Origin of the sequence: Methylobacterium sp. C1 (assembly GCF_001854385.1) — a bacterium.
Taxonomy (GTDB): Bacteria; Pseudomonadota; Alphaproteobacteria; order Rhizobiales; family Beijerinckiaceae; genus Methylobacterium; species Methylobacterium radiotolerans.
Map to the genome: position 1 here is coordinate 5,577,128 of NZ_CP017640.1, position 14,526 is coordinate 5,591,653.

Genomic DNA, 14,526 nt, shown 5'->3' on the forward strand with positions numbered 1-14,526 from the left:
CGCGGGCGGTGGAGGCGAAGGGTGGAGATGCCGTCATGCGACTGCTGCCCCTCCTCGTCGTCTTCGCGGTTCTCGCCGCGAGCATCGGCTACGCGCTCGCTTGAGCCGGCCCGCGCGACAAAGGGTTCACGGTGCGTCGTCTGCCCCTCAAGCGTGCCGTGGAACGCCCGCCCCGACGCCAGTCGGGGCGGGTACGTGGGGGCGCCCGGACAACCTTCGCTCCGGCCGGCGACCTGGATGGCGATGGCTTGCGGTCGAATCCTCTAATCGGTCATAAGGGCGGTGATGCCAGCGGCGCGGAGCCATAGGTCCTTCGGGGCGGTCATGGGGTGGTGGTCGACCGCCGCGCGCGCGCTCGCCCTGGTCCTGGCGCTCGCCATGGCGGCGCCGAGCGCCGGAATGGCCTCTGACCTAGCGTACCACCAGGGGCATCACGGGCACGGCCGCACGGAACTCGCCGTCGCGTCCGACGAGGGGGCGGCTGCGGATAGGGCCGCCGACCCGGGTGTGCACAGCCATCTCCATTGCGGCTGTCACCTCGCCGTCAGTCCGCATGGCACGACTGCGGCCACGCCTGTCATGGCCTCGCGCCTGAGTTACGCGCGGGTCGCCGCGTCCGTCCGCTCGGTCTTCCCGGACCGCCTGCCGAGGCCCCCGCGCGCCTGAGGCGACGCTGCCACGGGCGCGTCCGCGCGGAGCTGATCGCTTCCGGGGCGTCGCCGCACGTCACCCAGCATCAACGACGGCGCCGTCCCTGACGGCGCACGGTCTCGGCCGAGCGAACATCATGCGCATCTTTCTGACCGCGGTCCTCGTGGCCGCCGGCGTCTTTGCGGGCGCCACCCTTCCCGCCGTCTCCGGCTTCGTCCGCGGCCTCCTGACCGCGGTCGGCGTGCCGCCGTCGATGGTCACGTACGCCGCAGGGCCGGCTACAAGTGCCCCCGCCAAGGAGCCAGCCAAGGGACCCGCCGAGACCGCGGACGACGGCCACGACCACGGCAAGCCCTCGGCCGGGAAGGCCGACGGCCAGGCGCGCGGCGAGCACGAGCACTCCGAGTCGGAGGGCGAGGAAGGCCACATCAAGATGAGCGCCGAGCAGGTGGAGAACCAGGACATCAAGGTCGCCAAGGCGGAGGGCGGGACGATCTCCCGGCACATCCTCGCGCCGGGCACCATCACGCCGGACACCGACCGGATCGCCCGGGTCCCGGTCCGGGTCGTCGGCACGGTGTCCGAGATGCGCAAACGCCTGGGTGACGACGTGAGGAAGGGCGACGTCGTCGCCGTGCTCGACAGCCGCGAGGTCGCCGACGCCAAGAGCGAGTACCTCACCGCCATGGTGCAGTCGGACCTGCAGAAGATCAACTTCGAGCGCCAGCAGAAGCTGCTGGCGTCCGCGGCGGCGTCTCAGGCCGCGTACGACAACGCCAAGGCCGTGTTCCAGGAGAACCAATTGCGCGTCGACCTCGCCCGGCAGAAGCTCTCTGCGCTCGGCCTGAACGCCGCGGAGGTCGCCGCCGCCCAGAAGCGCGACGAGGCGACGCCCAACGCCTCGACGCTGCGCCAGTACGAGCTGCGTTCGCCGCTCGCGGGCCGGATCGTCGAACGCAAGGTCGACGTCGGCACCGCGGTGGGCAAGGAGGGCGACCCCGCCGACGTGTACACCGTCGCCGACCTCTCGACGGTCTGGATCGAGCTCTCCGTGCCGACCTCGGAACTCGCCAAGGTGAAGGAGGGCGCGGAGGTCACGGTCACCCCGGACCAGGGGGACGGCGAGCGGAAGGCCCGGGGCAAGGTCATCTTCGTCAGCCCGCTGCTCAACGCCGACACCCGCGCCGCGCGGGTCGTCGTCGCCCTGCCGAACAAGGACATGTCCTGGCGCCCGGGGACCTACGTCACCGCCGAGGTGGACGTCTCGCGCGACGACGTCGCCGTCCGCGTGCCCAAGGCGGCGGTCCAGACGGTCGAGGGCAAGAGCGTCGTCTTCGTGCGGACGCCGGAGGGGTTCGAGAAGCGCGAGGTCGAACTCGGCCGGTCCGACGACGACGCCGTCGAGGTCGCCTCGGGCCTGAAGGCCGGCGACGAACTCGCGGTCGGCAACACCTTCCTGCTGAAAGCCGAGCTCGGCAAGTCCGAAGCCGACCACGACCATTGAGGGGACGGACCATGATCGCCCGCATCCTCGACTTCTCCGTCCACCAGCGCTGGCTGATCCTCCTGCTGTCCCTGCTCGCCGCCGGCTTCGGCGGCTACGCGGTGACCAAGCTGCCGATCGACGCGGTGCCCGACATCACCAACAACCAGGTGCAGATCAACACGACGGCGCCGTCGCTGTCGCCGGTCGACATCGAGAAGCAGGTCACCTACCCGGTCGAGACGGCGCTCGCCGGCATCAAGGGCCTCGAATACACCCGCTCGCTCTCGCGCAACGGCTTCTCGCAGGTCACCGCGGTCTTCGCCGAGACCCTCGACATCTACTTCGCCCGCCAGCAGGTCGCCGAGCGCCTTGCCCAGGTCAAGAAAGACCTGCCGCCGGGCGCCGAGCCCGCGATGGGCCCGATCTCGACGGGCCTCGGCGAGATCTACATGTGGTCGATCCACTACGCGAAACCGGGCGACCGCAAGGTCTCGCAGGGCGGGAAGCCCGGCTGGCAGCCGGACGGCAGCTACCTGACCCCCGAGGGCCAGCGCCTCAGGACCCCGCTGGAGCAGACCGCCTTCCTGCGCACGGTCCAGGACTGGATCATCCGGCCGCTGATCAAGACCGTGCCCGGCGTTGCCGGGGTCGACGGGATCGGCGGCTTCGAGAAGCAGTACCACGTCCAGCCCAATCCCACGAAGCTCGCGTCCCTGGACCTGTCCTTCGCGGACGTCGGGCGCGCCCTCGACACCAACAACGCCAACCAGGGCGCCCGCTACCTGGAGGACAACGGCGAGGGCTACGTCGTCCGCGCCGCCGGCCGCCTGGAGAACATGGACGACATCGGCAACGTCGTGGTCGCGACCCGCGGCGGCATCCCGGTGCGGATCAAGGACATCGCCGAGGTCCGCATCGGCCGCGACCTGCGCACCGGCTCGGGCAGCGAGGACGGGCGGGAGGTCGTGGTCGGCACCGCGCTGATGCTGATCGGCGAGAACAGCCGCACGGTCGCGGCCGCCGTCGACGCCAAGATGGACCAGATCCGCAAGAGCCTGCCGCCCGGCGTCGAGGTCCAGACCGTCCTCGACCGGACCCGCCTGGTGGAGGCGACCGTGAAGACGGTGGCCAAGAACCTGTCCGAGGGCGCGACCCTCGTCATCGTCATCCTGTTCCTGCTGCTCGGCAACATCCGGGCGGCGATCATCACGGCGCTGGTGATCCCGGTCGCCATGCTGATGACCATGACCGGCATGGTCGAGGCGAAGATCTCGGCCAACCTGATGAGCCTCGGCGCCCTCGACTTCGGGCTGATCGTCGACGGGGCGGTGATCATCACCGAGAACGCCCTGCGCCACCTCGCCGAGAAACAGCATGCGCTGGGCCGGACCCTCGACACCGAGGAACGGTTGCAGACGGTGCGGGCCTCGGCCGAGGAGATGATCAAGCCGTCCCTCTACGGGCAGGCGATCATCATCCTGGTCTACGTGCCCCTGCTGACCTTCACCGGCGTCGAGGGGAAGATGTTCCAGCCGATGGCGCTGACCGTGATCATCGCGCTGGTCGCCGCCTTTGTGCTCTCGCTGACCTTCGTGCCGGCGCTGATCGCCATCGTCATCACGGGCAAGGTCACCGAGAAGGACAACCTGATCATCCGGGCGCTCAAGGGAGCCTACCGGCCTGTGCTCGGCGCCGCGGTCAGGGCGCCCTTCGCGTTCGTCGGCGGGGCCCTGCTGTTGCTCGTCGTCGCGGGAGCCTTGTTCACCCGGCTCGGCACCGAGTTCATCCCGACGCTGGACGAGAAGAGCATCGCGCTCAACGCGACCCGCATCCCCTCGACCTCGCTGAGCCAGTCGCAGGCTATGCAGCTCAAGGTCGAGCAGGTGGTCTCGAAGTTCCCGCAGGTCGCCTACGTCTTCTCGAAGACCGGCACCGCCGAGGTCGCCTCGGACCCGATGCCGCCGAACTCGTCCGACACCTTCGTGATCCTCAAACCGCAGGAGGAGTGGCCGGATCCGGAGCTGCCCAAGGCGGAGCTGCAGGAGCAGATCGAGAAGGCGGTCGGGCAACTCGCCGGCAACGTCTACGAGTTCTCCCAGCCGATCCAGCTGCGGTTCAACGAGCTGCTCGCCGGCAGCCGCGGCGACCTCGCCGTGAAGGTGTTCGGCGAGGAGTTCGAGCCGATGCTCAAGGTCGCCAACCAGGTCGCGGCCATCCTCAGGGGCATCGAGGGCGCCGAGGACGTTAAGGTCGAGCAGACGGCGGGCCTGCCGTTCCTGGAGATCAAGATCAACAAGGCCGAGGCGGCCCGCTACGGCCTCAGTACCGGGGCGATCCAGGACGTCATCGGCGCGGCGATCGGCGGCCGGGACGCCGGGGTCGTGTTCGAGGGCGACCGGCGCTTCCCCATCGTGGTGCGCCTCACCGACACGGTGCGCGAGGACCGGGAAGCCCTGGAGAACATCCCGGTGCCGCTGCCGCCCGGCCTGAACGGCCGGGCGACCTCGGTCCTGCTCAAGCAGGTCGCCAGCTTCTCCGTCGCGGAGGGGCCGAACCAGATCTCGCGCGAGAACGGCAAGCGCCGGGTCGTCGTCACCGCCAACGTCCGCGGGCGCGACATCGGCTCGCTCGTGGCGGAGGCCCAGGTGAAGGTCGGGAGCCAGGTGCAGCTGCCGCCCGGCTACTACGTGACCTGGGGCGGGCAGTTCGAGAACCTCGCCTCGGCCAAGAAGCGGCTCGCCGTCGTGGTGCCGGTGTGCTTCTTCCTGATCTTCCTGCTGCTCTACTCGGCGCTGGGCAGCCCGCGCGACGCGCTCCTCGTGTTCAGCGCCGTGCCGCTGGCGCTGACCGGTGGCATCGTGGCCCTGTGGCTGCGCGGGATGCCCGTCTCGGTGCCGGCGGCGGTCGGGTTCATCGCGCTCTCGGGCGTGGCGGTGCTGAACGGCCTCGTGATGCTGACCTTCATCAAGCAGCTCGTAGCCGAGGGCCGGCCGAAGCGGGAGGCGATCCTGGAGGGCGCCATGACCCGGCTGCGGCCGGTGGCGATGACCGCCCTCGTCGCGTCGCTCGGCTTCGTGCCCATGGCCATCGCCACCGAGACCGGCGCCGAGATCCAGCGGCCGCTCGCCACCGTGGTCATCGGCGGCCTGATCAGCGCCACCCTACTGACCCTGGTGGTGCTGCCGGCCCTCTATGCGCGCTTCGGCAAGGTCGAGCCCGCGAAGGCGGCCCAGCGGCCGGGCGAGGCGGCCCCCCGGCACCTCAAGGCGGCGGAGTAGGCGCGATGCGGGAAATCGCCGGACTCGCGACGGCCACCGCGCTGTGCGTCCTGAACCTGTCGCACGCGGCGCGGGCGGAGGAGGCCCCCGGCCGCGAGGCCCCGTTCGGTCTCGCCTGGGGCCCGGTCGCCACCGTGCCGCGGCCGCTCAAGGTCGACCGCGAGGCGAACCTGACCGGCCTTTACTATCCCAGCGGGTGGGGGCCGGCCACCGGATCGGAGACCGCGGAGGTGGTCCTGGTGGTCTGCCGGGACGAGGGACTCCAGGAGATGGTCTGGGTCGGCGTGCCCCTGTCCGGGGAGGCGCTGGAGCGTTCGCGCAGGACCATCCACGACGAGGGCGTGCGCCGCTACGGCGAGCCCGGGCCCGGCCCGTCGGCAGGTTCCGAGGTCTGGCCCGGCGGCCGTGCGCTCCTTGCCAGCCGCGGGACCGCCGACGGGCGGCGCCAGCTCGTGATGGCCGCCTTCGGCCCGGGCTACGCGGCCTGCTCGCAGGCCCATCGCGCCGCGACCGGGCATCCGGCCGGCGCGCACGTCGCCGACCTCATCGGGACGGACGGTCCGTGAGGCCGCCCCCCTCGCAACGCAGCACATCCGGAAGGTAGGCATGGGACACGGACACGCGCACGGCGGCGGCCATGGGCACTCGCACGGCGGTGGCATCCCCTCCGGCTCGGCGGCCGCCCGGAACAAGGGGCGCCTCGCCTGGGCATTGGCGCTGACCCTCACGTACATGTTCGCCGAGGTGGTGGGCGGCCTGCTCACCGGCAGCCTGGCGTTGCTCGCGGACGCCGCGCACATGGTCACCGACGCGGGCGGTCTCGCCCTGTCGCTGCTCGCCATCCACTACGCGGGCAAGGCCCCGACGCCGGGCAAGAGCTTCGGCTACATGCGCTTCGAGATCCTGGCGGCGCTCGCGAACGCCGTCGTGCTGCTCGGGGTGACCGTCTACATCCTCTTCGAGGCCTACCGCCGCTTCGTCGAGCCGACCGAGATCCTCGGCTGGCCGATGATGCTGGTGGCGCTCGTCGGCCTCGGCGTCAACCTCGCCAGCATGCGACTTCTGTCGGGCGGATCGTCCGAGAGCCTCAACGTCAAGGGTGCCTACTTCGAGGTCTTCTCCGACATGCTGGGCTCGCTCGGCGTCATCGTCGCGGCGCTCGTGGTGATGTGGACCGGCGTTCGCTGGGTGGACCCGCTGGTCGGGGCCGGCATCGGGCTGTTCATCGTCCCGCGGACGTGGCGCCTGCTGAGCGAGGCCCTGCACATCCTGCTGGAGGGGACGCCCCCGGGCGTCGACCTCGCGGCCCTGAAGGCCGAGATCGAGGCGATGCCGGGCGTCCGGCGCGCCTACGACCTGCACGCGTGGACGCTCACCTCCGGGTTCGACGCGATGAGCGGCCACGTGGTGGTCGACGACCCCGCCGGCGGTCCCGCCGTCATCCGGGCCGTCCGCGGGCTGATGAAGGAGCGGCACGGCATCGAGCACGTCACGGTCCAGGTCGAGGACGAGGCGCTCGCGGCCGAGGGCGCGCACCTGCCGGTGTGACCGGGGGCGTCGGACATGAGCAAGAAATCGGAGCGGCTCCAACCCGACTGGACGTCGAGGCCACGCGGCAGGCGACGCGTCAGGCCCTACGTCCGCAAGGCCGCCAACCGGGCGATGGTGGTCTACTCGATGGGGATCGCTGTCGCGCTGCTTCTGATCATGGCCATGAAGGGCAGGTTTCATTGAGGTGCCCGTCGTGGATCGGGATGTGCTCCGGCGAGGCCGGCCTTTGTCAATCGCGCGCGGGCGCACGGGAGGTTTCGGGGGCGATGCGAGGCGATAGATCATGAACAGCGAGCAGACGCATCACTTCGCGGTGACCACCACGGCGATGATCGCGGTATTGCGGACATCCACGATAGCGATGATGCATCTCGTCATGCAAAAATTGCCGCCTCACGAGCGGGAAGTGGTCTTCCGCGAGATCGCCAGCACGATCGGCGACCTGCCCCCCGACTACACCCAGGAGAGCCCGGTCGGGACGAGGTTCTACGAGGAGGTGGTGGCCGAGGCGCCGGAGCTCGCGAAGGCGTTCGCGCGGGACCTGCGCCGGACCTTCGACCGAAAGGATCCCTGACGCCGGGGGCCCGGTGCGGCCGGCCCGCGGCTCCCGGAACGGCGAAGATCGCCGCGCGACCGCCTTCCCGCCCCGCCGGGCGGACCTCGGTCCGATCGGGGGATGTCTCGGGGGGACGGCCCTCGGAAGTGCCATGAGGATATCGATGGGTTCGAGGGACCGACGTTCTCGGCGGCGCCGTTCCGGCAGCCGCGTCGATGGTGGGCCCGGGGAGCCCGCGCGGCCGGCCCGGCCCGCCACGGCCGTGCTCCTGGCGGGCGTGGCCGCAGCGCTCGGCGTCCCCGAGGCGGCCTTCCGCGATGGCTCGGCGGCGCTGGCAGAGCACGCCGAGACGGCCGCGATGTTGCAGGCGTGGCAGGGCCTGCGCCACCGGGCGGACCGCCAGGAGGTCCTGGCCCTCGCGCGCGCCCTGGCGTTGGCGCCCCCTGGCGGGCCGGGCCAATGACGACTCCTGTTCGGGGCCGCGGCGGACCGGCATCGCGGGCGACAGCTCGCACCAGCCCCGGCCGGCCGGCTTCGGAACGACATCCCAGAACCGAGCGGCGACGTTGAAGACGTTGCGCCCGCTCGCCGCCTCGCCGCCTCGCCGCGGACCGTGACCGCCGGACGCTCGCCGACCAGGGGCATGCCGCCTGCGCGCACCGCGGGGCCGACACGGACCTTCGACAGGTCGACGACCGAGTAGAGTTCGATCTCCAGGTTGTCCCGCCCGACCGCGGCCCCAGGGTCGACGCGGCGCTCGACGATCTTGCCCGCGATGTGTGAGCGGATCTCCTGACGCTCGCACTGTGCCTCCGGCTGGTTCGACAGGCGTCGATCTCGGCCGTGCCCGGGCCCGGGAAGATGAGCTTGCGCCGGGCGGCGTCCTCCCTGACCTTGAGGTCGGGTAGCTCGCCTGCGAGCGCAGGTACTGCCGCTCGGACATGATGCGCTTGGCACAGAGGACCTTGTCGCGCTCGAACACCGGCCTCCGGGGGGCGGCGGACACCCTGGCGACGGGGTGCTCGCCCTTCGATTCGGTGATCTCGCGGCCGTCGAGCGGGGTGACGACCTCGCCCTTCGCCATCCGGTCGCCGCGGCCCATGCGCAGCCTGGCGACCTCGCCGGTCGTCTTCGCCGTGATGGGCGCGGCCGGCATCCTGCGCCCCGAGCCGCCACGTCGCGATCAGGAAGCCGTCGGCGATGGTCAGCGGCGCGGGGAGGGGACGCCTGAACATGTCGATGCCATGGGCGGTCGGCCGCAGGCGTGGGCGCGCGGTGCCGCCGTTCGAGTGCAGGTACCGGACAGGCTTCCTCACGCCCTCAGTGGCTCGAACGGCTCCCGGACCCTGCCAGCGGCATGCACGGGCCGGTCGCCGACCGGGAACGTCGTGGCCGTCCAGGCGGCGCCCCCGGCGGCCGGAGCGAGAACGGGCATCGCGTCCTGCGCGCGGGATTGGGCGTGGTCGGCCAAGTCGTCCTCGGCATGCCGGCCCGCGCCATGGTCGTGGTCGGCGAACGCGTGCACGACAGGCGTCGTAGCCCCACGACGACCATCGACCATCGTCGGCATGACCAGGACGGCCATCGGCGCGAATGCGAGGGCCGCCGCCATGAGACGCCGCCACGAGGACACCCGACCCCCCTCTCTCGGAGCGAGCCAGCCGACGCCGGAACGTCGATTTCCCTTCTCATATCCTATCCGGGGGGATAGCACGTCGACATGGAACGTGCGCACGCCTCCCACCCGGACATCGTCAAGCGCCTGAGGCGCGCCAACGGCCACCTCGCCGGCGTCATCGCCATGATCGAGGAGGGCCGCGCCTGCGTGGACCTCGCGCAGCAGCTCCACGCGGTCGAAAGCGCCATCGCCAGCGCCAAGCGCGTCCTCATCGAGGACCACATGGAACACTGCATCGGCGACGGGGTCGGGGACGGCGGCACGACAGCCAAGGCCGCGCTCGCCGAGTTCAAGGCGCTGGCGAAGTACCTGTGAGGCTCGCCCGATGCTGAGCGTCCTCGCCGACCGTACCTACCGGCACCTCTACGCCGCGCAGGTCATCGCCCTGATCGGCACCGGCCTGCTGACGGTCGCACTCGGGCTGCTGGCCTATCGCCTCGCAGGCCCGGAGGCCGGCGCGGTGCTCGGCATGGCGCTCGCCATCAAGATGGTCGCCTACGTGCTGGTGGCGCCCGTGGCGAACGCATTCACCGGGCGGTTGCCGCGTCGCGCCTTCCTGGTTTCGACCGACCTCGTCCGCGCCGCCGTCGCCCTGATCCTGCCGTTCGTCGGCCAGGTCTGGCAGGTCTACGTCCTCGTCTTCGTGCTTCAGTCCTGCTCGGCCGCCTTCACCCCGACCTTCCAGGCGACCATCCCGGACATCCTTCCGGAAGAGCGCGACTACACCCGGGCGCTCTCCCTCTCACGGCTGGCCTACGACCTGGAGAACCTGCTCAGCCCGGCGCTCGCTGCGGTCCTGCTGACCGTCATCGACTTCCACTGGCTGTTCGAAGGGACCGTGGTGGGCTTCCTGTGCTCGGCGGCGCTCGTCGTCTCAGTCAGCCTGCCGAGCCCGAAGTCGACCGAGCGCCGCGGGATCTATGACCGGACCACGAGGGGTCTGCGCATCTACCTCGCCACGCCCCGCCTGCGCGGGTTGCTGGCCCTGAACCTCGCGGTGTCGGCGGCCGGCTCGATGGTCATCGTCAACACAGTCGTGATCGCGCAAGCCATCCTGCACCGGCCCCAGAACGACGTCGCCGTGGCGCTCGGGTTGTTCGGCGGTGGCTCGATGGTTGCGGCCCTGCTCCTGCCGCGGGCGCTCGACCGGCTGCCGGACCGGACCGTGATGCTGCTTGCGGCGGGTCTCCTCGGCGTCGGGCTGCTCGCCTTCGCCGCGACGACCTGGGGAGGCGTGATCGGCTGGCCGATGCTCCTCACGACCTGGCTCGTGCTCGGGGCTGGCTACTCCGCCGCCCAGACCCCGACCGGGCGGCTGCTCCGGCGCTCGGCCACGCCCGAGGATCGGCCCGCGGTGTTCGCGGCGCAGTTCGCCCTGTCTCACGTCGCTTGGCTCATCACCTATCCGCTCGCGGGGTGGCTCGGCGCAGAGGCCGGCCTGCCGGTCACGCTCGCGGTCCTGGCTGCGCTCACCCTGGCGGCCGTCGCGGCGGCGGCCGTGCTGTGGCCCGCCTCGGATCCGGACGTCGTCGAGCACGCGCATCCCGACCTCTCGCCCGACCACCCCCACCTTGCGGGCGCCGGCCGGGGCCGGCACGTCCACGCCTTCGTCATCGACGACCTGCATCCCCGGTGGCCGACGGCTAGGCCGGGCTGAGGCCGGCACGCACCGGGCGCTGCCGGCGGAACGCCAGGGCGCCGGTCCCAAGCCGTGCGCCCCATGCCGTCCACCGGGCGGGCCGCCGGCTGCGGGGAGGCTTGCTCGTCCCCGACATCTGCGTCTGACCGCGGTCTGCCGCAACGGCTGCGCATCCCGGTGGCCAGGCCGGCAGCCGCCCTGCGCGGGCCGGGCGGTGCTGCGCGGGACCGATGGGCGGGCGGCCAACTGTTCCGTCCTCGCATCCCGAAGCGCGCCGGAAGCGCGCCGCCGTTGCGGCCTGGCGGCGTCGTGGCGTCCGGGACCGTCGTTCGGTCAAGCCACCGAGCCACACTCCGACTCGGCCATCGGGTGCCGCCCGGCCTTGGCCGGGTGCGCGGTGGCCCGGGCCACGGCCCCGGGTGTCGGGCGCTTCGCCGCTCCCCACGAGATGCTGAAGGTCCGGCGTGGATCGGCTCGGACCGCATTCCCCTCGGTCGCCTGACGAGCCGAGCCGCGCGTGGCGTCCCAGGAAAGGGGCGGCACGTCCCCCGAGTGGCCATCCAACCCCATGACGCGCATCGAAGTCTCGCCCGCGAAGGACTTGAGCGTCCACGACCAGCGGGGGGACGACGATGCGTCCGTCCACGGGATCCCGCCCCGGGGCCGCGACGACGGGACGTTTCAGATGCCGTGTTTCCGCGCGCCGGGAATGGGCCGCGCCGCAGCGGCGGCGATCCGTTGCCTTGTGCCAAGAAACCGCGCGCGGCATCCTCAACACGGCTCATCGGTGGCCTCAGATCATGCGGCGGACGCGCGCGATCCCGGTCCCAGACGAGCATGACCGGAGCGGCTTCGGCGACATCACGCCGGTCCCGCCGCCGCCCGAACCTCGTGCGGCCCTCGCCGCCGAGGTCGCCGCGGCGCCGGTGTCGCTGCGGCAGCGCGCTTTCACGGACACGGCGACCGCCGCCGAAGGCAGGGCCGGACTTCAAGGGACCCCGGTTCCTGGCCGGAAAGGGAACGTTCCGCGTATGCCCGATCTGGGAGGATGGGTGAGCCGCCAGATCAGAATTGCTCGGAAGCGATCGCACGCCAGAAGCCTCAGGTGAGGGGTTCCAGCTGTCGCCGGATCTGCAGCTCACGCCGGGCCTACTCTCGAACGTCGTTTCGTGTGGCGGGATTTGCGATCTTGCGGTTCAGGCTATCGGTCGTATGGCCTTCGAAGGGTCGTTCCGACGTCCAACGTCGGCGGATCAACCCGATCATCGACTGCTTGGTCATTCTCGCCTTCGCGCCGGCTGGCGCTTCCCCATCCACTCGCAGGCAGCGCAATGATCGTAGCCGAGGCCGGTGTGATCACCCCCGGATTCCGGTCGGCGTCCACGACCCGGGAAAGGCGGCCTGCCCGCTTCCGACCCAACCGAGCCGCCGAGAGCGCTGGCAGCTCCCCTCATAAGCGGCTGTCCTTCTCGGCGTGGGGGCCGGGTGGAAACGGGTTTCGGTGTGTCGGTGCGAAGTTGTGACAGCGCGCGCGGTGCCGCGTGCGCTCACACGCGGAGGGCGGCGTGGACGGGGACCGGTGCCAAGGACCGCCATCACCCGCTCCGGACCGTAGGCCAGGACCAGGAAGCCCATCTCGGTCGCCTCGTTTCTCAACCGGCGCATCCGGAAGTGCATCGCCCCCATCCAACCTCAGGGAGTCCCGAACCGCGATCGCGAGGCCAAGGTTACCGGTGCCTCCCCTGGCGGCGATGGCCCTGCCCGACTGCGCGGTCCCGATGTAGGATCGGTAGGTTTCACCGTTCGGCCGCCTTCCCGGTCCGCGACCTCGCGGTGGGCGTCGAGGGCGACCGCGCGGCCCGCGTCGGTCCGCAGTCCGTGCCACAGCCGCAGCATTCGTCAGGACCGACCGCTCGTGGCGTCGCCCTGGGGTCGAGAACCGCTCGCGTCCGTTCATCGCGCGCGGGGAGCACGGCCGGACCATGCGACGATGATCTTCGTGACCGACGCTCGCGGGCGATGCGTCTACGCCTGCCCTGAGTGGGAGGCACTCACCGGCCAGCCAAGCACGGAGGCCCTCGATCGGGGGTGGGTCCTACGCGTTCACCCGGACGACCGCGGCACCGCCACCGGCATTCTCGATGAGGCCCTCGCGAGCGGGGCGGAGTTCAGCATCCGGTATCGCCTGCTCAAGCCCGACGATACCCCGCGCTGGGTTGGGGCGGGTGGCGTGCCCTCGTTCGGCATCGAGAACGGCGCGTTCATCGGCTATCTCGGCTCGATCACCGAACTGGCCGGGGGGGCCACCGATACGATCGCGGCCTATGGCAACGTCGGTCGGTTCGTGCCGCCCCCACCCCACCCGGCGACCATGCCGATCGACACCCTCGACCTTATCGCCGATCACTTGATCATCACCCATTCGCTGATCGAGGAGGACGACGGGGCGAAGGCAGCGCTGCCGGGCGCGCGGATCGCCCTACTTGAAGTTGGCCTTGCCCTTGCCGCCCGGATGCGGATGCAAGGCCGGTCGCTGAACTGACCGACCAGGACAGAACCCGCGTCGCGGCGGACTGGATGCGGTCACCGGACACGAAGACCCACCGCTACCCCTGGCCCTCCTGCGAACCGTCGCATGCGGCCTCGGTCGCCGGCCCGGACGGCGGCTCATCCGGCGCCTCGGCGCCCGCCGCAGCGGCCTCGACGGCGGACAGCACGCGATGGCGCGTCACCGGGTCGGAGATCGCCGCGAACGCCCTGACGAGCCTTGCCGTCTCCGGATGGCGCAGCAGGTCGAGGACCGGCGATACGCCCTCGATCGAGCCGACCGTTCCGACGAAGAAGGTCGCGACCGGGACGCGCAGCCGATCCGCGATGGCTTGCAGGCGATCGGCGCCGGTCCTGTAGCCCACCGCCCCGTCCGCTGGTCGGCGCCGAACGGAGGCATGGGACGCGGGGCCGAGAGCTGTTCGGTCCGCTCCATGAGCGGTCGGCGTTTCGGCGACGCCAGTGCTGGTCGCGCATCCACCGGTCGGGCGTTTAGTGGTGGGGCGCCACCTCGACTTCGGCTCGGTCGTCATGTGCGGTGGGGACCTACGGGCGATGGCCGAAGCCTGCCGCCCCGACAAGGTTCTCAAACCGCACCACGCCGGATGGAGTTTCGTGCAGCGCAACAATCCCAGCGTGCGTCTGTGGCATGGCCCGGTCGTTCGGCTTGGCGGCACGTCCACATCCTGCGTCGCGTCGATGGGTGGGGAGTGCCGCAACGTTCGGGGCCCCGGCCCCATCTGGAGCGGCCGCCTGCGTGCCCGACGTCCGAACGGCCTGGCAGCTCTCCGATGCGTGCGCATCCGCCTCGGCAGGCCCGAGCCGGCTGCGGCTGCGACGGTCAGCGAGAGGTCCCTTCGGTTCAAGGACGGACACCCTGAACGAGGGGTCGACGGTGGAATGCCGATGTCACCGCCAGCGAGCCGTCGACGATCCGCCATGAGCCCCCGGGGCTCGGCGAACCTGTCCACCGACCCGCGTCCGGTCGAGCGAGGGGCCCGCGGACAAGGCTTTGCGGGTTCCTCGGGGGGAATCCGGGCGCGGGCCGGTCGACGGCTCGGATCGCGCGTCGCTGCGCCCATGACAGTCCGCAACCTCCGGCGAACACCATCGGCTGAGCCGCTTCCACGCTGCCGGTCG

The 14,526-nt window shown here is 71.2% G+C and carries 12 protein-coding genes; 10 read left to right on the forward strand and 2 right to left on the reverse strand.

Features of this window, described 5'->3' with window-relative positions; translation table 11 throughout:
• The first annotated feature begins 787 nt into the window (after window positions 1–787).
• From BKE41_RS25740 to BKE41_RS25765, 7 genes are all read left to right on the forward strand, one after another.
• Window positions 788–2,155 (forward strand): efflux RND transporter periplasmic adaptor subunit, encoded by a 1,368-nt coding sequence (locus BKE41_RS25740; protein ID WP_071000282.1) that lies wholly within the window; start codon window positions 788–790, stop codon window positions 2,153–2,155.
• Between the two features lie 11 nt (window positions 2,156–2,166).
• Window positions 2,167–5,415: a CusA/CzcA family heavy metal efflux RND transporter gene (locus BKE41_RS25745; protein ID WP_043075181.1), complete on the forward strand. Its 3,249-nt coding sequence runs from the start codon at window positions 2,167–2,169 to the stop codon at window positions 5,413–5,415.
• Window positions 5,416–5,420: 5 nt separating this feature from the next.
• Window positions 5,421–5,981: a threonyl-trna synthetase gene (locus tag BKE41_RS25750; RefSeq protein ID WP_089231486.1), complete on the forward strand. Its 561-nt coding sequence runs from the start codon at window positions 5,421–5,423 to the stop codon at window positions 5,979–5,981.
• Between the two features lie 40 nt (window positions 5,982–6,021).
• The gene (locus BKE41_RS25755) at window positions 6,022–6,963 is read left to right on the forward strand and encodes a cation diffusion facilitator family transporter (protein WP_043075180.1); all 942 of its coding nucleotides are present in this window, start codon (window positions 6,022–6,024) and stop codon (window positions 6,961–6,963) included.
• 15 nt (window positions 6,964–6,978) lie between these two features.
• Window positions 6,979–7,149 (forward strand): hypothetical protein, encoded by a 171-nt coding sequence (locus BKE41_RS31325; protein ID WP_159392781.1) that lies wholly within the window; start codon window positions 6,979–6,981, stop codon window positions 7,147–7,149.
• A gap of 100 nt (window positions 7,150–7,249) precedes the next feature.
• A complete protein-coding gene (locus tag BKE41_RS25760) occupies window positions 7,250–7,540 on the forward strand; it encodes a hypothetical protein (RefSeq protein WP_024828429.1) in 291 nt (96 codons plus the stop codon).
• A 145-nt stretch (window positions 7,541–7,685) separates the two neighbouring features.
• Complete coding sequence (locus BKE41_RS25765) at window positions 7,686–7,985, forward strand: hypothetical protein (protein WP_127992114.1); 300 nt, start codon at window positions 7,686–7,688, stop codon at window positions 7,983–7,985.
• 849 nt (window positions 7,986–8,834) lie between these two features.
• Here BKE41_RS25765 and BKE41_RS25770 read toward each other — a convergent pair.
• Window positions 8,835–9,134 carry a hypothetical protein gene (locus BKE41_RS25770; RefSeq protein WP_071000283.1) on the reverse strand — a complete coding sequence of 100 codons (300 nt, stop codon included), beginning with the start codon at window positions 9,132–9,134 and terminating at the stop codon, window positions 8,835–8,837.
• A gap of 108 nt (window positions 9,135–9,242) precedes the next feature.
• On the opposite strand from BKE41_RS25770, the gene BKE41_RS25775 reads away from it, so the two are divergent.
• From BKE41_RS25775 to BKE41_RS25785, 3 genes are all read left to right on the forward strand, one after another.
• Complete coding sequence (locus BKE41_RS25775; RefSeq protein ID WP_024828426.1) at window positions 9,243–9,515, forward strand: metal-sensing transcriptional repressor; 273 nt, start codon at window positions 9,243–9,245, stop codon at window positions 9,513–9,515.
• A gap of 10 nt (window positions 9,516–9,525) precedes the next feature.
• Window positions 9,526–10,857, forward strand: a complete 1,332-nt coding sequence (locus BKE41_RS25780; RefSeq protein WP_071000284.1) for an MFS transporter — start codon at window positions 9,526–9,528, stop codon at window positions 10,855–10,857.
• 1,972 nt (window positions 10,858–12,829) lie between these two features.
• Window positions 12,830–13,381 carry a PAS domain-containing protein gene (locus tag BKE41_RS25785; RefSeq protein WP_043075177.1) on the forward strand — a complete coding sequence of 184 codons (552 nt, stop codon included), beginning with the start codon at window positions 12,830–12,832 and terminating at the stop codon, window positions 13,379–13,381.
• Between the two features lie 64 nt (window positions 13,382–13,445).
• Here the strand turns inward: BKE41_RS25785 and BKE41_RS25790 are convergent, their stop codons facing one another.
• Window positions 13,446–13,751 carry a hypothetical protein gene (locus BKE41_RS25790; RefSeq protein WP_024828423.1) on the reverse strand — a complete coding sequence of 102 codons (306 nt, stop codon included), beginning with the start codon at window positions 13,749–13,751 and terminating at the stop codon, window positions 13,446–13,448.
• Window positions 13,752–14,526: the final 775 nt, after the last annotated feature.